This is a genomic window from Desulfotomaculum defluvii (assembly GCF_054657375.1).
This window is the reverse complement of record NZ_BAAHYV010000007.1, coordinates 1,253,863-1,271,836: the sequence shown is the minus strand read 5'-3', so window position 1 is coordinate 1,271,836 and position 17,974 is coordinate 1,253,863. Positions and strand designations below refer to the sequence as shown.

The 17,974-nt window shown below is 42.0% G+C and carries 21 protein-coding genes and 2 pseudogenes; 22 read left to right on the top strand and 1 reads right to left on the bottom strand.

From position 1 onward, the window contains the following. Positions 1-45 precede the first annotated feature (45 nt). From ACYQ03_RS13390 to ACYQ03_RS13370, 5 genes and pseudogenes are all read left to right on the top strand, one after another. Positions 46-240 (top strand): annotated as a pseudogene (locus ACYQ03_RS13390) (EamA family transporter); the annotation flags it as partial. A 63-nt stretch (positions 241-303) separates the two neighbouring features. Beyond that, on the top strand, positions 304-630 hold the full coding sequence (locus ACYQ03_RS13385; protein WP_459910419.1) for a thioredoxin family protein: 327 nt from the start codon (positions 304-306) through the stop codon (positions 628-630). A 26-nt stretch (positions 631-656) separates the two neighbouring features. Beyond that, on the top strand, positions 657-1,871 hold the full coding sequence (trxB, locus tag ACYQ03_RS13380) for a thioredoxin-disulfide reductase (protein ID WP_459910418.1): 1,215 nt from the start codon (positions 657-659) through the stop codon (positions 1,869-1,871). A 15-nt stretch (positions 1,872-1,886) separates the two neighbouring features. Then, positions 1,887-2,021 carry a hypothetical protein gene (locus ACYQ03_RS13375; protein WP_459910417.1) on the top strand — a complete coding sequence of 45 codons (135 nt, stop codon included), beginning with the start codon at positions 1,887-1,889 and terminating at the stop codon, positions 2,019-2,021. Positions 2,022-2,079: 58 nt separating this feature from the next. After that, positions 2,080-2,400, top strand: a pseudogene (locus tag ACYQ03_RS13370) (DMT family transporter); the annotation flags it as partial. Between the two features lie 129 nt (positions 2,401-2,529). Here the strand turns inward: ACYQ03_RS13370 and ACYQ03_RS13365 are convergent. Then, on the bottom strand, positions 2,530-3,444 hold the full coding sequence (locus ACYQ03_RS13365) for a phosphotransferase (RefSeq protein ID WP_459910416.1): 915 nt from the start codon (positions 3,442-3,444) through the stop codon (positions 2,530-2,532). Positions 3,445-3,830: 386 nt separating this feature from the next. On the opposite strand from ACYQ03_RS13365, the gene ACYQ03_RS13360 reads away from it, so the two are divergent. From ACYQ03_RS13360 to ACYQ03_RS13280, 17 genes are all read left to right on the top strand, one after another. Further along, a complete protein-coding gene (locus ACYQ03_RS13360; RefSeq protein ID WP_459910415.1) occupies positions 3,831-4,919 on the top strand; it encodes a hypothetical protein in 1,089 nt (362 codons plus the stop codon). Positions 4,920-4,923: 4 nt separating this feature from the next. Further along, positions 4,924-5,190, top strand: coding sequence for a hypothetical protein (locus ACYQ03_RS13355; RefSeq protein WP_459910414.1), 267 nt, complete (start codon positions 4,924-4,926; stop codon positions 5,188-5,190). Between the two features lie 141 nt (positions 5,191-5,331). After that, entirely contained in the window at positions 5,332-5,631 is a 300-nt protein-coding gene (locus ACYQ03_RS13350) for a BMC domain-containing protein (protein ID WP_459910413.1), read from the top strand. 30 nt (positions 5,632-5,661) lie between these two features. Then, on the top strand, positions 5,662-5,952 hold the full coding sequence (locus tag ACYQ03_RS13345; protein ID WP_459910412.1) for a BMC domain-containing protein: 291 nt from the start codon (positions 5,662-5,664) through the stop codon (positions 5,950-5,952). A 53-nt stretch (positions 5,953-6,005) separates the two neighbouring features. Beyond that, positions 6,006-7,499 (top strand): acetaldehyde dehydrogenase (acetylating), encoded by a 1,494-nt coding sequence (locus ACYQ03_RS13340; protein WP_459910411.1) that lies wholly within the window; start codon positions 6,006-6,008, stop codon positions 7,497-7,499. Positions 7,500-7,523: 24 nt separating this feature from the next. Beyond that, on the top strand, positions 7,524-8,660 hold the full coding sequence (locus ACYQ03_RS13335; RefSeq protein ID WP_459910410.1) for a 1-propanol dehydrogenase PduQ: 1,137 nt from the start codon (positions 7,524-7,526) through the stop codon (positions 8,658-8,660). Between the two features lie 51 nt (positions 8,661-8,711). Then, positions 8,712-11,255 carry a choline trimethylamine-lyase gene (cutC, locus tag ACYQ03_RS13330; RefSeq protein WP_459910409.1) on the top strand — a complete coding sequence of 848 codons (2,544 nt, stop codon included), beginning with the start codon at positions 8,712-8,714 and terminating at the stop codon, positions 11,253-11,255. 120 nt (positions 11,256-11,375) lie between these two features. Continuing rightward, positions 11,376-12,332, top strand: a complete 957-nt coding sequence (cutD, locus tag ACYQ03_RS13325) for a choline TMA-lyase-activating enzyme (RefSeq protein ID WP_459910408.1) — start codon at positions 11,376-11,378, stop codon at positions 12,330-12,332. 24 nt (positions 12,333-12,356) lie between these two features. Further along, complete coding sequence (gene eutS / locus ACYQ03_RS13320; RefSeq protein WP_459910407.1) at positions 12,357-12,710, top strand: ethanolamine utilization microcompartment protein EutS; 354 nt, start codon at positions 12,357-12,359, stop codon at positions 12,708-12,710. Next, entirely contained in the window at positions 12,707-13,162 is a 456-nt protein-coding gene (locus ACYQ03_RS13315; RefSeq protein WP_459910406.1) for a EutP/PduV family microcompartment system protein, read from the top strand. Before eutS ends, ACYQ03_RS13315 begins: the two co-directional genes overlap by 4 nt. Before the next feature lie 99 nt (positions 13,163-13,261). Continuing rightward, positions 13,262-13,927: a cobalamin adenosyltransferase gene (locus ACYQ03_RS13310; protein WP_459910405.1), complete on the top strand. Its 666-nt coding sequence runs from the start codon at positions 13,262-13,264 to the stop codon at positions 13,925-13,927. Then, the gene (gene eutJ, locus ACYQ03_RS13305) at positions 13,915-14,757 is read left to right on the top strand and encodes an ethanolamine utilization protein EutJ (RefSeq protein WP_459910404.1); all 843 of its coding nucleotides are present in this window, start codon (positions 13,915-13,917) and stop codon (positions 14,755-14,757) included. The genes ACYQ03_RS13310 and eutJ overlap by 13 nt, the downstream gene beginning before the upstream one ends. A gap of 19 nt (positions 14,758-14,776) precedes the next feature. Further along, positions 14,777-15,088 carry a BMC domain-containing protein gene (locus tag ACYQ03_RS13300; RefSeq protein ID WP_459910403.1) on the top strand — a complete coding sequence of 104 codons (312 nt, stop codon included), beginning with the start codon at positions 14,777-14,779 and terminating at the stop codon, positions 15,086-15,088. After that, positions 15,085-15,345: a EutN/CcmL family microcompartment protein gene (locus tag ACYQ03_RS13295; protein ID WP_459910402.1), complete on the top strand. Its 261-nt coding sequence runs from the start codon at positions 15,085-15,087 to the stop codon at positions 15,343-15,345. Before ACYQ03_RS13300 ends, ACYQ03_RS13295 begins: the two co-directional genes overlap by 4 nt. A gap of 20 nt (positions 15,346-15,365) precedes the next feature. Then, on the top strand, positions 15,366-16,691 hold the full coding sequence (locus tag ACYQ03_RS13290; RefSeq protein WP_459910401.1) for a 4Fe-4S dicluster domain-containing protein: 1,326 nt from the start codon (positions 15,366-15,368) through the stop codon (positions 16,689-16,691). Between the two features lies 1 nt (position 16,692). After that, positions 16,693-17,241 (top strand): BMC domain-containing protein, encoded by a 549-nt coding sequence (locus ACYQ03_RS13285; RefSeq protein ID WP_459910400.1) that lies wholly within the window; start codon positions 16,693-16,695, stop codon positions 17,239-17,241. 53 nt (positions 17,242-17,294) lie between these two features. After that, positions 17,295-17,969, top strand: coding sequence for a cupin domain-containing protein (locus ACYQ03_RS13280; RefSeq protein WP_459910399.1), 675 nt, complete (start codon positions 17,295-17,297; stop codon positions 17,967-17,969). Positions 17,970-17,974: the final 5 nt, after the last annotated feature.

The following is a 17,974-nucleotide window of genomic DNA, read 5'->3' as shown; positions in this document are numbered from 1 at the left end:
TGCACCAGCTATCAGAAAGTAAATTCTGATAGCTGGTTTTTAAATCGAGGAGTTAACGAAATAAGCGCCACCACAGCATCCCTAATTTTAATTGTTGAACCAGCATGTGCAGGTATTTTTGGCTATTTATTATTACATGATCATTTGGGTTTAAAAGAACTGTCAGGTAGCATAATGATAATAGCTGGAATGCTTATTACCCTGCTATTAAAACCAGCCAAACCAACTCCAAACACCTAGTGCTAATTTATAATCAATTTATATAAATAAAACATTAAATTTTATTTCTAAGGAGAGGGTAGTATGTCTTTGCAACAACTAAAATCAGAAAGCTTCGAAGAAATCATCTATGACAATGCTGAACCTTGTTTGGTAGTATTTTCAAGGAAAAATTGCCACGTTTGTAAAGAAGTTGTTCCCATGTTGGAAGAGCTGCAGCCTAAATACGAAGGCAAGTTTGGTTTCTATCGGGTTGATGTGGAAGAAGATAAGAATCTATCTCAAAGGTTTTCCCTAAAGGGTGTTCCTTCGATCATTTTTTTCAATGAGGGCGAACTTCAAGGAAAAATGGCAGGTAATGTCGAGGAAGAACAAGTAGAAGAGAAGATCTCAGAAGTGCTTGGCGAATAAGTCTAATAATAAGGGAAGTGACATACATGGCTAATGCTTACGATTTGATTATTATTGGCGGTGGCCCCGCAGGTCTTACTGCCGCTATCTATGGTGGTCGGGCCAAACTTAAGACCTTAGTTATCAATAAAGGGACCATCGGCGGTTTAGTAGATACTACTCGTGAGATCGTTAATTACCCGGGATATATAAATACCAGCGGGCCGGAATTAATGAAAGATTTCCACAATCATGCCCTGAGTTTTGGTGTTGAATTTCTCAAAGGCGAAGTAGTAAGTGTTGATTTTTCTCAAGAAGAGAAAGTTGTTAAGACTAAAAAAGGACAGGAATACTCTGCTAAAGCCGTCATAATTGCCTGCGGCAGTCAACCTCGATTGCTGAACATTCCTGGTGAAAAAAGACTGCGGGGTAGTGGTGTGGCCTATTGTGCCACTTGTGATGCCGAGTTTTTTGAAGGTGAAGATGTTGTGGTAGTTGGCAGTGGCGATCAGGCCATTGAAGAAGGCATGTTCATTACCAAGTTTGCTCGCAAAGTGACCGTGATCGTTCTACACGATGAAGGAACTCTTGATTGTAATAAGGTAAGTGCTGAAAGAGCCTTCAAAAATGAAAAAATTGAGTTTGTTTGGAACTCTACAGTAGAAGAAGTTCTCGGGGAAGATAATGTAGAAGGAGTAAAAATAAAGAATTTAAAAACTGGTGTTTCTTCAGAGCTTACCTGTCAGGGCGTATTTTTCTTCGTAGGTATGGTTCCAGCCACTGGCTATCTTAAAGATAGTGGTATAGAGATGGATAAAAGAGGATATATCCCTGTTAATGACTTGATGGAAACCAATCTGGAAGGAGTATATGCCGTAGGTGACAACCGTGTCAAATATCTAAGACAAGTTGTCTCCTCTGCAGGTGATGGTGCCACAGCAGCTGTAGCGGCCGAGCGGTATATTGAAGAAGTTAATAGTTTTAACGCTGATGTTCTGCAAAGTGACAAAAAGGTTTTACTGCTATTCTTTAATGCACTAGTTAATGAAAGTTTAGAGTTTAGTACGTTATTAGAAGAATTAAACAGTGAAATTGGGGATAAGTACAAAATAGTTAAAGTGGATTTGGCTACTAAGAAAAATCTAGCAATAAAATATGATGTTAAAGTGGCACCTGCAGTTGTGGTATTAGACCACGGCAAAGAAATCAAGCGTTTAGAGTGCACTTCAGATAAAGAAACAATAAAAGCTCAAATTCTCTAGTGTAGGGGGTAGGCCTTGTATCATATGACCAATGGAATAATTTCCGGTTGGTCATATTTTTTATTTATCAAAGTAATTGCCCTTTGGGTTATCCCTTGGGACAATCACGGTAGAACCGATGACGGGGAATATGACGCGTTATATGTTTAATGATAAAATCAAAAAGCATTAAAAAATCACTTGTGTTAGTACGAGAGGATGATCAAATATGGCTTTTTTATACTTGATGCTGGCAATTGTCAGTGAACTTATTGGAACATCTCTACTTAAGGCCTCTGATGGTTTTTCAAAGCTATATCCTACTATCGGATTGCTCGTCAGTTTTTCCTTAGCTTTCTTCTTTTTATCTTTATCACTTAAGACCATACCACTAAATCTAGCTTATGCCATCTGGTCGGGCTTAGGTACAATAGCAACTGTGATTATATCTATTGTAATTTGGAAGGAACAAGTGAATTTAGCCAGTATTTCTGGGATTACCTTAATTATCATCGGTGTTATTGTATTAAATCTCTATGGACCGGGACATAGCGAGTCAGGAAAATCAGAGCAACCAGTTAACGATAAAAGAAGTGGTTCGTTTCAAACAAATAAATAAACAATACTGAAGAGTTTAAAAGACCTCAACCCTCAAAAAAACAGGGTTGAGGCCTTTCTTTTATATCGTAACCATGCTGGCAATGGAGCAATTGGGAGATTTGGTTAATATTTTGATGTTTTTTCGTAAGCGTTCATATCTGATAGTGCAGTATTCAAGAAAATCGTCACCATTGTAATGTCTGATTAAAGCCCAGGCAGTCCAGAGTAAATCTTGAGCCATCATAAAGCTTTTTATCTTTAATTCTTCCATAGGGGTCAGAGGATGGCCGAAGTAGCTGTGACTTAGATAATTGATAGCCTCTGCAGAGAGTTTGGATTCAAGAATGTAGGCTGCTACATCCCAACAGGGATCGTTCATGCCAGAATACTCCCAGTCAATGAGATATGTTCTGCCTTTAGCATCAAGGATAAAGTTTTCAGGCACTGTGTCATTATGACAGGGCACTAAACTTGTACTTTTAATATTTTCTTGGACAAAATCGACTAACTTATCTTTTAAGGTTGTGTAATCAAAGAAAAATTGGCCTCGTTGTTGTTGGATAATCCGTTCATATTTTGAAAGTTCTGCTTTCCAATCAAAAATGTTTAAAAAAGGCTTTGGGAAAGAGTGAATTTTCTTCATCAAATTAGCAACAGATTCCAGGTTTTTGGGAGAGCAAGGATCCGCTTGGGCCATATTTTGACTGTCTTGTATATAAATGCTTATTTTTATTCCGCTGTGTTCATCAAAGTAAACGCAATCAGAGTTAACGCCAAATTCTGAGGCGATATTATTATTAACCTGTTCTATTTTCCGATCAATTATCTGTTCCGTCATTCCACCTGGTTGCCTGATAACATATTCAATACCTTTGATGTTCATTATGTAGTTGTAATTGGTTAGTCCACCGGCAAAGCGGGATTTATCAAATATAATGCTTTCATCGCGAAAAGCATGACGCAGCTTTTCTTGGACTAATTCTTCCATTCTCATATATAACTCCACCAAGTACTTTGAACTTGGATTTTAGGATTATTGTAAACTTACTTTAGCAAAAAAAACTAACAAAATCAATGCAATTGGACCGGCATATTGGTCTAGCAATGAATTTGCATGGCTCATATCGGGCGGAAAAATTTAATGATCTGACTTTGTCAAATTAGCTCTTTTGTCTCAATTATTCAATAAAGTCACTTTAATACAATGACAAAATTATACTAGACATTAAAGTGCTAATTATAGATCTTGATTATTCAAAAAAATAATTTCTGCATGCGATATTATAAAGATAACAAATTATCAGTTAATTAAAGAACGGTTTCCGGTATTATGGCGAGTAGACTCGGCTTAATCAAAAACAAAAGAAAGGAATTTTTTCTATGAACGACACTTTATCTTCTGCGAATGCAACTGCGGTTGCTGCGAAAAAAAAGCTATCATCTAGTTTTTTCAAAAAGGGAGTTATCGTAGGAATTCTTTCCGGTATGTCCTACGGACTTTATTCCGCATTTATGACCTTGGGTATGGCGAACGGAGTCTGGGCGGACTGGTATGGCGTAAATACTGCCGCTCTGTCAGGGTTTGTGATTACGTACATGCTTGGGGCGTTGGGGAGCGCGCTGAACGACACCATAAGTGCCCTCTGGTGTATCGGGATTGCCGCTTTCAAAGGAAAGCTGGGCGACTTCTTCAGGACACTGAAAACAAAGCCGGGCAGAATGATGATCTTTGCCGCCCTGCTGGGGGGACCGATTGCAAGCACCGCATATGTTGTCGCCCTTCAAATGGCTGGTTCTATCATAATTCCAATCACTGCTCTTTGTCCTGCCATCGGAGCAATCATGGCAAGAATCTTATTCAAGCAAAAGCTAACTCCTCGTATGATGCTTGGTATTGCAATCTGTTTCATCGCTACTCTTATGATCGGCAGCACAAGTATGAGCGCTGATGCACCGGAAGGTCTGCTTCTTGGAATCTGTATCGCTTTCATCTGTGCCTTCGGATGGGGGCTGGAAGGCTGTGTCGCAGGTTACGGAACTTCCATGATTGACTACGAGATTGGGATCACCATCCGTCAGAGTACCTCCGGTCTTTCTAATCTGATTATCCTAGTTCCGATTATGGCGATGTTAGCAGGAAATATCAGTCTAGCTCCTTCGCTTATAGTCCAAGCCGTTACAAGCGGACCTGCGATCATTTGGTTTGTGGTCAGTGGTTTCTTTGCGGTATTCGCATACAGTCTATGGTATAAGGGCAACAGCATGTGCGGTGCGGCGCTCGGTATGGCCTGTAACGGGGCATATTCCTTCTGGGGACCGTTTTTCTGCTGGATGGTGCTCGGCGTATTTGCCGGTCAGGAAGGCTGGGCTATACCGCCTATCGCCTGGATGGCCGCCATCGTGATGGCGCTCGGAATTTGGATCATTGCGATGAATCCGTTAGACTTATTCAGAAGGAAGGAGGCCTAAGCCAATGAAACCACTGAACTACGCTATTTTAAAGCATTTTACAAAGGTGAAGGAAGCTTGTGCCGACGACGTGATCGAAGCGTTAAAGAAGAAATACGGCCATTTCAAAGCTTTAAAAAAACCAGCTGTCATTGAAGCCATCATGACAGGTGAGGCCAATGGACTCCTGGAAGAAACGAGATATGATCTTGATGAAAAGGGAGAACTGAGAGTATATTACCGCGCACACGAAGAAGGAGCGGCAACGATAAACAAATACATCCCCGATTAGCCATAGTTCTTTTTTCAGGCAGGGACGGCATTTGCGACCGGTTCCTGCCTGAAGTTAATAAAATGTGAACTTATTTTCCTGAGAATGCATATGCCTTGGTGGTTTAAATAGAGAAGTAATGTAAAAAAAGGAGTTGTTTCGATGAAATACTCTGGCGAGGAAGCATTGGGTCTAATTGAAACAAGAGGAATGGTTCCGGCGATCCAAGCGGCGGATGTCATGCTTAAAACTGCTGATGTTGTCCTTGTTTCGTACGAAAATATGGGTTCTGGGCTTGTGGTGGTGATGGTCAAAGGCGATGTAGCAGCTGTGAGGTCAGCTGTAGAAGCCGGGGCAGCAGCTGCAGCAGCCATAGGTGAGATGACAGCTTGCAATGTTATGCCACGACCCATCAGTCGGGTAGGCAAGATTGTTTCTCAGCATGACATTGATGCGGAATAGACATGAAATAGTATGGAAAGGGGAATCCGCGTGGACAAAAATGACGCTCTCGGGTTCATAGAAACGTATAGTCTGGTTTCTGTAATAGAAGCCGCGGATGCCATGTGCAAAGCTGCGGATGTGGAATTGGTAGGTTATGAAAATGTGGCGTCCGGTTTAATTTCTGTTGTAGTTCGTGGTGATGTGGGAGCGGTGAAAGCAGCTGTGGAGGCTGGCGTCAAAGAAGCCAACAAGGTGGGCAAGGTCTATAGCTCCAATGTCATTGCCAGACCTCATCCGGATATAGAAAAGATTATCGCTAAACATGCTATCGACTGGTAGATAAGATTTTTAAACCTTTATATTGGCAGCGGAAAGGGGGGAGTGACTAAGCTATGAACAGAATTGATAATGATTTGCTTTCGGTCCAAGAGGCTCGGATCCTTGTGGAAAATGCCCGCGAGGCACAGAAGATCCTGGCAACTTATCCCCAGGAAAAATTAGATAAAATTGTTGGTCGTATGGCCGAAGCCACATATAAATGTGCCAAAGAGCTTGCTATTATGTCCCATGAAGAAACCGGATTCGGTAAATGGCAGGACAAGTTTATTAAAAACATTTTCGCCAGCGATTTTCTCTACAAGAAAATCAAGGACATGAAAGTTGTCGGTATTATCAGTGAAGACAAAGAAAACAGGACAATGGATATTGGCGTACCTGTTGGCGTGATCGTCGCGTTGCCTCCTTCAACCAACCCAGTGTCCACTACAATATATAAAGCACTGATCGCCATTAAATCGGGCAATGCTATCATATTTTCTCCTCATCCTAAGGCGAAAAAAACCATTGGCAAAGTGCTTGATATCCTGATCCAGGCAGCAGAAGAAAGTGGATTACCTAGCGGAGCCATCGGATATTTGCGGACACTGGCAGTCGACGGTACCGCTGCATTGATGAACCATCAAGACACATCGCTTATTATGATTACGGGTGTGCCACAGATGGTTAAAGTAGCAAATATATCTGGTAAACCGACTATCAATGGTGGCCCAGGCAATGGACCTGCCTTTATTGAACGTTCTGCCGACATTAAAAAGGCCGTAGCAGATATTATCGCCAGTAGAACTTTCGATAATGGTGTTGTCTCAGCTTCAGAACAATCCATTGTTGCTGAGGACTGTATTGCCGATGAAGTAAAGGATGAGCTCAGGAGAAATGGAGCCTACTTCTTGACAGTCTTGGAATCGGAACGGCTCGGTAAATTTTTTTACCGACATGATGGCAGTATGAACCCTGAAATTGTCGGAAAATCTGCGGTAGAGGTGGCACGCCGAATCGGCCTGTCTGTTTCGGAAGATACCAAAGTATTAATTTCAGAACAAAAATACGTGTCTCCCACCAATCCATATTCCAGAGAAAAACTTTGCCCAGTTCTGGCATTTTACGTTGAAAAGGATTGGATGAATGCCTGCGAAAAATGCATTGAATTACTTATTAATGAAGGTCGGGGGCATACCCTAGTGATTCATTCAAACAATGAGCATGTCATTCGGGAATTTGCCCTAAAGAAACCTGTATCAAGAGTACTGGTGAATACTCCGGCTACATTAGGTGGTATCGGAGCAACAACCAATCTTTTTCCGGCATTAACCTTGGGTTGCGGCGCATCAGGTGGCGGATTTACTTCTGATAATGTCTCACCAATGAACTTAATTAATATACGAAAAGTTGGCTACGGCGTAAGGCAATTGGAAGATTTAACAACGGGTGTGCAAGTGGTGGAAGCTGCAGAGTCTGTTGGAAATTCTTGCTTTGCCAGTCAACGTTCCATTGATAGTACGCATGATTTAAAAGAGCTTCTTGAAAAATTACTAGAGCAACTTAGGTAGTGCGAGATGAGGTGAATGACTGGATTGAAAAAGTTTGTTATTAAACCCCAGATATATTTTAATGAGGGATCCATGGAATTTCTTAAAGAAGTCAAAGGGTCCTGTGCGTTTATTGTTTCGGATGCAATTATGGAGAAGTTGGGATATCTACAAAAGACAATAGATTACCTAAACGAAACAGGAATAAAGTCTGCTGTTTTTACGGATGTGCGTCCTGACCCGGATGTAAAAGTTATAGCTGCGGGTATGAAGAGATACATGGAAAGCCAAGCAGATACCATCGTTGCTCTTGGTGGTGGTTCAGTTATTGATGCGGCTAAGGGCATTTTATACTCCTTGTGGCAATTTAGAAAAGCCGCTGGGGAGGAATTCAAGAAGCCTCTATTTATCGCTATTCCGTCCACAAGCGGGACAGGCTCTGAAGTGACGAATTTCTCCGTTATTACTGCAGAAGGCGAAAAAGTGTGTATTGTAGATGAATGGATGGCTCCCGATATAGCTATACTTGATTCCACTTGTATCCAGCATGTTCCCCAGCAGGTAGTGGCAGATACGGGTATAGACGCATTGGTACATGCCATAGAGGCCTATGTTTCTACCGAGGCTACCATTTGCACAGATGCACTTGCTGAGAAAGCTGTCCAATTAATCTTTGCAGATCTCAAGACTTTATACAACGATACGAATAATTCCGGTGCAAGGGAACGCATTCAAAAGGCATCTTGTTTAGCGGGTATGGCTTTTACAAATGCAGGACTAGGGATTAACCACAGCCTGGCACATGCTTTTGGAGCGACCTTTCACATTTCTCATGGAAGATCCAATGCGCTTTTAATGAGCGCAGTGATTGAATATAACGCTAATTTAAGTAATAGTGCCGATAGATACGTAGCTGAAAAATATGCCAAATTGGCTGCTGTGTTGCAATTACCTGCTCGGACTTACAGAGAAGGAGCGATCAATTTCATACAGGCAGTCAAGGATTTGAAAAAATCCTTAGGCATACCCAATGGAATTAGAGAACTGGGAATTGATAAAGTCAAATTTGAGAATGAACTGAGTAATATGGTTGATCTGGCCCTCAATGATCGGTGTACCCCCACAAATCCTAGAATACCATCCAGAGAAGACCTAATCAGTATCTATAATAAATCGTTTTAATATCTATTAAGAAATTTATCCAGTTAAATAAAGTGAAAGGGAGGAAAGAAGTTGGATATTAAAGAGTTCTCCAATAAATTTGCGGACGCAACAAAGAATCTGACCCCTGAAGAAACAGCGGCTATTATGAAACTGTTTCAAGGTATTTCCAAGGAATTGTCCGCAAACAGTTTGACAACATCCGGTGAGACCAAATCCCCTGTGTATGAAGGGGAAATCACAGGACTGACCCCTCGTTTGGAACGGCTAAAGGCCGCTTATTTAAAGGTAAAACCTAGTGTCAGTACTTATCGTGCCAGAGCTTTCACCCAAGTAACCAAAGAAAATCCTGGTTTACCTAAGATCCTTCTACGGGCCAAATGCTTCAGAAAAGCTTGCGAAACAGCTCCCCTGGTAATTGAAGCTGACGAACTGATTGTAGGACATCCCTGCGGTAAGGCTAGAGCCGGTGCTGTATCCCCAGATATTGCTTGGAGATGGATTCGGGATGAACTGGATACCATGTCTACCAGACCACAGGACCCCTTTGAAATCAGTGAAGAGGACAAGCGAATTTTGCGGGAAGAGATTTTCCCCTTCTGGGAAGGTAAAAGCCTCGATGAAGTATGTCAACAACAGTATGAAGAAGCCGGTGTATGGTCTTTCTCAGGTGAAGCCTATGTTAGTGACCTTTCTTACCACCAGGTAAATGGTGGTGGAGACACCTGCCCTGGTTATGATGTCATCCTAGTTACAAAGGGCATAAATGGTGTAAGACAAGAAGCCATTGATAAATTAAAAAGTTTGTCCATGGAAAAACCAGAGGACATTGATAAGATTTACTTCTATAAAGCGGAGATTGAGACTTGTGACGGTATTTTAGCCTATGCCAAGCGTCTTTCCGATTATGCAAGAGAACTGGCTGATAGAGAGCAGAACGCATCCCGCAAAAAAGAACTTTATAAAATATCAGAAGTTTTGACTAACGTACCGGCTAATCCGCCCTGTACCTTCCAGGAAGCACTCCAGTCAGTCTGGACTCTGGAATCCCTTTTCGTGGTGGAAGAAAACCAGACTGGTATTTCCCTCGGCCGCTTGGATCAATATATTTATCCCATGTTCAAGGCCGACATGGAAACTGGCCGTATGAATAAGCTAGAAGCCTTTGAACTGCTGTGTTGTTTTATTATTAAATGCTCTGAAGTTATGTGGCTATCCAGTGAGCTGGGAGCAAAATATTTCGCCGGTTATCAACCATTTGTGAATCTGACAATCGGAGGACAGAAGAGAGCTGGTGGCGACGCAACTAATGATCTTACTTATCTGATCATGGATGCCGTTCGTTTTACCAAGATGTATCAACCGTCCTTGGCTTGCCGTATTCACAACAAATCACCACAACAATATTTGAAGAAAATAGTAGATGTTGTAAAAGCAGGACTTGGTTTCCCTGCCTGCCACTTCGATGATACTCATATTAAAATGATGCTTGCTAAAGGCTTCTCCATCGAAGATGCACGGGATTATTGCCTCATGGGTTGCGTTGAACCCCAGAAATCCGGCAGAATTTATCAGTGGACCTCCACCGGTTATACCCAATGGCCCATTGCCATAGAATTTGTTCTGAACCGTGGCGTTATGAAATGGCATAAGACCCAGCAAGGCATTGATACTGGTGAGCTTGATGATTTCAAGACCTATGAAGAATTTGATGCTGCTGTTAAAAAGCAAATAGAACATATTATTCGCTTATCTGCCATTGGAACTATTGTCAGCCAGCGTGTTCACAGAGACCTTGCTCCAAAACCTCTAATGTCCCTGCTGGTAGAAGGTTGTATGGAAAAGGGTACCGATGTTACAAACGGTGGTGCGCTTGTCAATTATGGCCCTGGTCTGATTTTCTCTGGTCTCGGAACCTATGCAGATTCTATGGCTGCTATTAAAAAACTTGTCTTTGACGACAAGAAATATACACTGAAACAAATCCGGGATGCTTTAGCGGTCAATTTTGAAGGCTATGAAACCCTTCGGACTGATTGCCTAAATGCACCAAAATATGGCAATGACGATGACTATGTTGACGAAATAGCTGCAGATCTCGTAACCTGGACAGAACGGGTTCACCAATCCTTTAAAATGCTATATTCGAACTTTACCCATGGGACTCTGTCCATTTCTAACAACACTCCAATCGGAGAGATTACTGGAGCATCTGCCAATGGTCGTCTCGACTGGACACCACTTTCTGATGGAATCAGCCCCACACAGGGTGCGGATAAACTAGGTCCCACAGCCATTATTAAATCAGTTAGTAAGTTGAGTTGCGAGTCCATGAATATTGGCATGGTGCATAACTTCAAACTGTTACGTGGCATTCTGGAAACTCCAGAAGGTGAAAACGGCCTCATTACCTTGCTCAGGACAGCATCCATTCTTGGTAACGGACAAATGCAATTCAGTTATGTTGACAATGAAGTCTTGAAAAAAGCCCAAAAGGAACCTGATAAGTATCGAGACTTAATCATTCGAGTTGCTGGGTATAGCGCTTACTTCGTAGAGCTTTGCAAGGAAGTACAGGATGAAATTATCAGCAGGACCGTGCTGGATCATTTTTAAACATTAATTCATGTGGAATATCTGAGGAACTCAGGTTCTTTAGAAATTCCAAAATACCTTCCCAAACGTAGGAATCAGAACTAACTTTTCAGTAGACACAATTTAAAGGATGGGACACTTATGAGTACAGGAATCAGTAGCATTTTGGAAAGAAAAGCAAGAATCTTCAATGTCCAGAAATATTCCATCTATGATGGACCGGGCGTTAGAACATTAATTTTCTTCAAGGGGTGTCCCCTGAGATGTAAATGGTGTTCTAACCCCGAGGGACTTGTAAAAAAATATCAGGTCATGTTCAAAGAAGATTTGTGCATTCATTGTGGTAACTGTATTCCTGTATGTCCCGTCCAGATCCATCATTTCTCGGATGATGCAAGCCCAAGGCATAAAGTAAACAGGACTATAGACTGTGTTGGATGCCGAAAGTGTGAAAGCGTTTGTCCTAAACAGGCATTGTCAGTTGTGGGATCTGACAAAACCATCTCAGAAGTTCTAGAGATCATTGAACAGGATGCACTTTTTTACCATAGTTCCGGCGGAGGAGTTACCCTTGGCGGCGGAGAGGTCACAGCACAACCAGAATTTGCTGCCAATTTGCTTACGGAATGTAAACGAATGGGAATCCATACTGCCATTGAAACTTCTGGTTATGTAAAATTGGACAACCTCCTGATGATCGCACAGTTTACTGATTTATTTCTCTACGATATAAAGCATATAGATTCGGATCACCACTATGAACTTACGGGAGTGCGCAACGAACGTATTCTGGATAATCTGTCGGAGCTGATACGCCGTGGCTTTAATGTTAAAGTCAGGATGCCTCTAATCCGAGGGTTGAACGATAGTGAAGATACCATTCGTAGAACTTTAGAATTCCTACAACAATTCAAATATCATAAAAACTTTCTGGGTATCGATTTGCTACCCTATCATAAATTGGGCATTAACAAATATAAGCAATTGGATATGCAATATGCCATCACGGAAGATCTGAGCTTCAAAGAACAAGAGCTAGACAGAATTGAAGAGTTTATAAAAGGTTACGAATTAAAAGTCGAAGTCATCAGACATTAATGCAAAAGCGGACGGAGGGATTTTATGAGTGCAGCCGATGAATTTGATAGAAAACGCATTATTCAAGAATATGTACCTGGCAAGCAAGTCACCCTGGCCCACATCATAGCTTCACCCGTTCAAGATCTATATGAACGATTGGGAATTGAAGAGACAGGAGCCATAGGAATTTCTACCCTTACTCCCTGTGAGACCGCAATTATAGCAGCGGATATTGCAACTAAGACTTCTGATGTAGAGATCGGTTTTCTAGATCGTTTTACAGGCTCACTAGTCATATCTGGGGATGTGGCAAGTGTAGAAGCGGCTATGATTGCCATTAATGACACTTTAGAAAAATTGTTAGGCTTTACGCCTGCCAAGATTACACGCACATGAAAAAGCGCATTATGGTAGTGGGACCAACCCAATCCGGTAAATCCACCTTAGCTAATGTCTTAAATGATACAACTAGGCCATTGAAAAAGACCCAGGATGTTATATATGGAAAAAACACCATTGATACTCCTGGCTCATATATAGAAAATCCTGCGATGTACAGATATCTCATTGCAACGGCACAAACCGCGTCCCATGTGCTTATACTGGTTGATCAATCTAGACTCACTGAAGTATATCCGCCTGGTTTTGCAAAGTCCTTTACCTGTCCCGTCATAGGGGTGATTACCAAGGTTGATTTAACCCCGCAAAATAAAGATTTGCCTATTCAGCAATTGAAAAGGATTGGGGTATCAGAACCCTACTTTTGGATCTCTTTAAAGGATAATATCGGCGTCTCAGCCTTAAAAGAGTACTTACTTGGAAAACACGAATCATCTGACAAAAATTGATGTTCTTTATATATATTACTAGCTTTATTTGTTTTGGTTTTTCTTTCCGTAATAAAGGTGGCAATTTGCTAAAGGGATTTAGGAAGGGTAGGTGAGGCCGTGAAGTTCATCACCGAAATGGAATTACGAGATTTATATAAAACAGAGCCCTTTACTACTTATGTTCTGGAACCAGCTACAAAGATTACACCAGGTGCCCGCCAATTTCTGGTGGATAGACGAGTCACACTGGTACAAGCCCAATGTAGTGAGAGTAAGAAACAAAACACTGACGAGTCTGATAAGACCCCAGCTCGCCAACACTGGGGAACCCTCAGATTGCGTAAAAGAATGGATTATATAGATTCTTTATTCCTCTTAATTGCAGCAGAACTCTTAAACGCTGGAGATGCTGTTCTGTCAGAGGAGGTACTGGCACTGGGCAAATGCTTCCGGAACCTGCAACATGCTGAACGGGAGAATACTAGCCCGGACAATATTCAATTTTGGGGATGGTCGGAAGATGAAATAAAAAAACGGTCCGATAACCTAGAGATTGAAATCAGTGAGTTTCACATTGGCTTGGCAAACGGCAAAGAAATCGCTTTGCTAAATCACTTGCGTGCCTCCCTTCGAGAGGTCGAACCAATCCTTTTAGAAATCTTTTGGGACGAGGAAAAGCAAGTTTGCTCACGTCAAGAACTGATTGATACCCTCTATCTGATCATTAACATACTCTGCATAATGATGTGGAAATGTCTGGGAGGACAAAAATGGCAAAGATAAATTCTACTTTCCAATACTGCGATCAACTGGTACGTGATTTTGAGGAAGTGATTAAAAAACCTATACTGAGAAAGTCCTCAGTTTATTACACCGGTGTTGACCTGGGAACTGCTTATATTGTTCTGGCGGTTCTTGATGAGAATTATCAACCTGTTGCTGGTGCCTATCGTTATGCCAGTGTTGTTAAAGATGGTATGGTTGTGGACTATATCGGAGCTATGCGCATAGTCAGGGAATTAAAACAAGAACTGGAACAGAAACTTGGCACAGAATTAGTCTATGCAGCGGCGGCGCTTCCACCCGGTACCTTTACCCTTGACTCGGGAGCTATTAAACATGTGGTAGAGGGAGCAGGCTTTGAAATTACCAGCCTACTGGACGAACCGACGGCTGCCAATGCTGTACTTAAGATTCAAGACGGGGCAATTGTCGATATTGGTGGCGGTACTACAGGGATTGCCATTCTGAAAGACGGCAAAGTGATTTACGTAGCCGATGAACCAACAGGAGGCACTCATTTTTCTCTCGTCATTTCCGGTGCTTATAAAATGAGCTTTGACGATGCGGATCAATATAAGCGTGATTTAAAAAACCATAGAGAATTGATGCCTGTACTAAGACCTGTCATTGAAAAGGTCTCATCCATTATCAGCCGCCATGTAGCTGAGTACCAAGTAAAAGAAATCTATCTAGTTGGTGGAACCTGTTGCTTGGCAGGCATTGAAGATATTATCGCCAAGCAAACCAACATTCCAACTTATAAACCGCAAAACCCCATGTTTGTAACTCCTTTGGGAATTGCACTTAACTGCACACAGGAAATCCTTTGAGAAAAGGGGTGGCTTTTACATGGAGTACCGCATTATAAAATCCCCCACTAAGGGGACATTAGATATTCTTTTTCGAAGAAAAGGCTCTGCTGCTACTACTCCCATTGAGAACTATGATGCTATAGGTTTGGTTCAAGGGCGACTCATAGATATGGTTTTTGCTGCAGACATCGCCGAAAAAGCTGCCGGAGTGGTAGTGGAAGATATCAAAGGTCATTGCCCGCAAAATCTTATTATGATTGCCATATTTGGAGATACAGCATCTGTGGAAGCAGCTATAAGCGAAATACAAATTAAGTTGAAAGCAGCCAAAAAGGGTGAAGTCGTATGATAGCAGCAAAGGTAATAGATAATATTTGGGCAACCAGAAAAGCCGATTCTCTTAGGGGTTTGAAATTCATGTTGGTAGAAGTTCTCGGGGGGATTGACGCTGGTCGTCTCCTGATAGCCGCCGATACCATCGGTGCTGGTTTTGGCGAGCGTGTTCTTGTCTGTACAGGCAGCTCGGCTCGTAAAATGCTGAATCAGGAGGATATACCCATTGATGCAGTCATAGTGGGAATCATTGACGAAGACTGTACGTTTTAAGAAACCGGAGGTGGAAAAAGTTGGATCTACTAAACATAATCAAGGATGCAGGGGTTATCGGAGCTGGAGGAGCTGGATTTCCAACTCACGCTAAAATAACTTCTAAAGCAGAGTATATATTGCTTAACGGTGCTGAATGCGAGCCGTTACTCAGGGTAGACCAGCAATTGATGGAGCTGTTTCCTGATGAAATCATCAAGGGACTGGAAGCAACGGGAAGATATATCGAAGCTCGCAAAGCCATTATTGGTATTAAGGGTAAACACAAAGAAGTTATTACCCTTTTGCGAGAAAGAATTGTTGCTCTGGGACTTACAGATTACATGGAAGTAATGGAACTCCGGGATATGTATCCTGCTGGTGACGAACAGGTTTTGGTTCATGAATTAACTAATAGAATTGTTCCGGAAGCATCCATTCCTCTAAAAGTTGGCTGTGTGGTTATTAATACTGAAACTGCACTTAATATATACCATGCCATTGGCGGGAACCCTGTTACTGAAACATTCATGACCATTGCCGGGGATATTCCCCAACGCATGACTGTTAAGGTACCCGTGGGTGTAGCCATTCGTGATGTATTTAAACAATGTGGTGTAGAAAATCTGGATGATTATGCTGTGATTGAAGGCGGCCCCATGATGGGTTCTGTCATGAAAAATGTAGATGGCTATGTCACCAAAAAAAGCAAAGGTTATGTCTTACTTAAAAAAGATCACTTTCTGATTCGCAAGAAGTCAGTGAATGTGGCTCAAGCAAAAGCAATAAGTAAGGCTGCTTGCGAACAATGTCGGATGTGTACCGATCTGTGTCCTCGCTACCTCCTGGGACACAATATACAACCGCATAAAATTATGCGTGCTCTAAATTACAATTTGGATGTGAAAGACCAACAAATCGCCCAGTTATGTTGTGAATGCAATGCCTGTGAATTATTCTCCTGTCCGGCCAATATTCATCCAAGGTCTACCAATAATTATTTTAAGCAAAAGTTGGCAGAACAAGGGATTAGATATCAGCCGACACAGATGGAATTCAAAGCCAGATCGGCTAGAGAGTATCGCCTGATTCCAAGCAAACGACTAGTTGCCAAGATTGGCTTAACGGCTTTTGATAAACCGGCACCAATGAGCAAAGTTGAATTTAGACCGGAATACATTAGTATCCCATTGCGTCAGCACATTGGAGCTACAGCAGTACCAGTTGTCGAGGTAGGCGAGCAAGTGAAAGCTGGTCAACTAATTGGGAAAATTCCAGATAACAGTCTAGGCGCTACGGTTCATGCCAGCCTAGATGGTACGGTTGTAGAGAATAGGGATAATTTTATTGTGATAAAGGTGGGTTAGTATGTATAGAGCAATAGGTATGATTGAACTTTCCAGCATTGCCAGAGGAATTTATGCAGCAGACCTGATGCTTAAAACAGCCTACGTGGATGTGGTAAGTGCAACCTCGGTCTGTCCAGGGAAATATATCGCAATCGTTCATGGAGACGTTGCTGCCGTAGAAAGCTCTATTAGCGCAGGCATTGAAGCAGCGGGAGAATATCTGATTGATAGCTTTATCCTGCCCAATGTTCATCCGGCTGTGTTCCCAGCCATTACGGCCACCACTATGCCAGATAAAACTGGAGCTCTGGGGATTATGGAATCCTTCTCCATGTCATCCATGATTATTGCAGCTGATGCAGCACTGAAAGCTGCCGATATACAGGCTCTGGAACTACGTCTTGGTAGGGGACTGAGCGGTAAAGCCTATTTCACCTTTACCGGAGATGTTGCTGCTGTGCAAGCCTCTGTGGAAGCTGGCAAGACACTTATCATAGAAAAAGGTTTGTTAGTGGATGTAGAAGTAATTCCTTCACCTTCCGATAAATTATGGCCAACTTTGTTCTAAAGTTAGTAGCTCATAGATTCATATCAAAATAATTAGCGAAAGGGGGTGCTGCCTTGAAAAAACTTGTTTGTGCAGATGAGATACAAGCCGTTGCAGATAAGGGGCAGAAGGTATTCCACGTAGAGGCTAATACCATTATTACACCAGCAGCCAAGGACCTAGCTAAAGAACTGGGAGTGGAATTCACAACTGTATCTGCAACCACAGGAAATTACAACTATAAAGACGGTGATCTTCAGAAGAATGCAAACACAAAATCGATAGATCAAGAGATGATCTATCAAATAGTAAAAGCTGTATTAGCAAACAGTCTTCTGTCAAGTATCCCTGCGACAGCTTCAGAACCACCATTTCAAACAGAATGTGAACCGAAAAGTGGGCTGAAGATTGTACGCGGTAGGACAGTGAAATACGATACCTTTGATACCGGAGATCCTAGCACAAATGTAGCTTATCGTGAAGTGGTCAGCAAAGACGAGTCCCAAATGAGTGCAGGCTTTTTAACAATCGAGAAATCTAGCTTTGATTGGGAGTTGTGTTACGAAGAGGTAGATATAATCCTCGAGGGAAGCCTGTCCATCACTATCAATGGTGAGACTTATGAAGCGTGCCAGGGTGATGTACTCTTTGTACCCAAAGGTTCCAAAGTAACCTGGAGTTCTTCAGGGTATGTCAAACTCTTTTATGTAACTTACCCGGCAAACTGGGCTGATCTTATGGCGCAATAATAGGA

Coding starts and splice junctions, on each gene's coding strand:
- ACYQ03_RS13385 (WP_459910419.1), top strand. CDS start 304: ATGTCTTTGCAACAACTAAAATCAGAAAGCTTCGAAGAAATCATCTAT.
- trxB (WP_459910418.1), top strand. CDS start 657: ATGGCTAATGCTTACGATTTGATTATTATTGGCGGTGGCCCCGCAGGT.
- ACYQ03_RS13365 (WP_459910416.1), bottom strand. CDS start 3,444: ATGAGAATGGAAGAATTAGTCCAAGAAAAGCTGCGTCATGCTTTTCGC.
- ACYQ03_RS13360 (WP_459910415.1), top strand. CDS start 3,831: ATGAACGACACTTTATCTTCTGCGAATGCAACTGCGGTTGCTGCGAAA.
- ACYQ03_RS13355 (WP_459910414.1), top strand. CDS start 4,924: ATGAAACCACTGAACTACGCTATTTTAAAGCATTTTACAAAGGTGAAG.
- ACYQ03_RS13350 (WP_459910413.1), top strand. CDS start 5,332: ATGAAATACTCTGGCGAGGAAGCATTGGGTCTAATTGAAACAAGAGGA.
- ACYQ03_RS13340 (WP_459910411.1), top strand. CDS start 6,006: ATGAACAGAATTGATAATGATTTGCTTTCGGTCCAAGAGGCTCGGATC.
- cutD (WP_459910408.1), top strand. CDS start 11,376: ATGAGTACAGGAATCAGTAGCATTTTGGAAAGAAAAGCAAGAATCTTC.
- eutS (WP_459910407.1), top strand. CDS start 12,357: ATGAGTGCAGCCGATGAATTTGATAGAAAACGCATTATTCAAGAATAT.
- ACYQ03_RS13315 (WP_459910406.1), top strand. CDS start 12,707: ATGAAAAAGCGCATTATGGTAGTGGGACCAACCCAATCCGGTAAATCC.
- eutJ (WP_459910404.1), top strand. CDS start 13,915: ATGGCAAAGATAAATTCTACTTTCCAATACTGCGATCAACTGGTACGT.
- ACYQ03_RS13300 (WP_459910403.1), top strand. CDS start 14,777: ATGGAGTACCGCATTATAAAATCCCCCACTAAGGGGACATTAGATATT.
- ACYQ03_RS13295 (WP_459910402.1), top strand. CDS start 15,085: ATGATAGCAGCAAAGGTAATAGATAATATTTGGGCAACCAGAAAAGCC.
- ACYQ03_RS13285 (WP_459910400.1), top strand. CDS start 16,693: ATGTATAGAGCAATAGGTATGATTGAACTTTCCAGCATTGCCAGAGGA.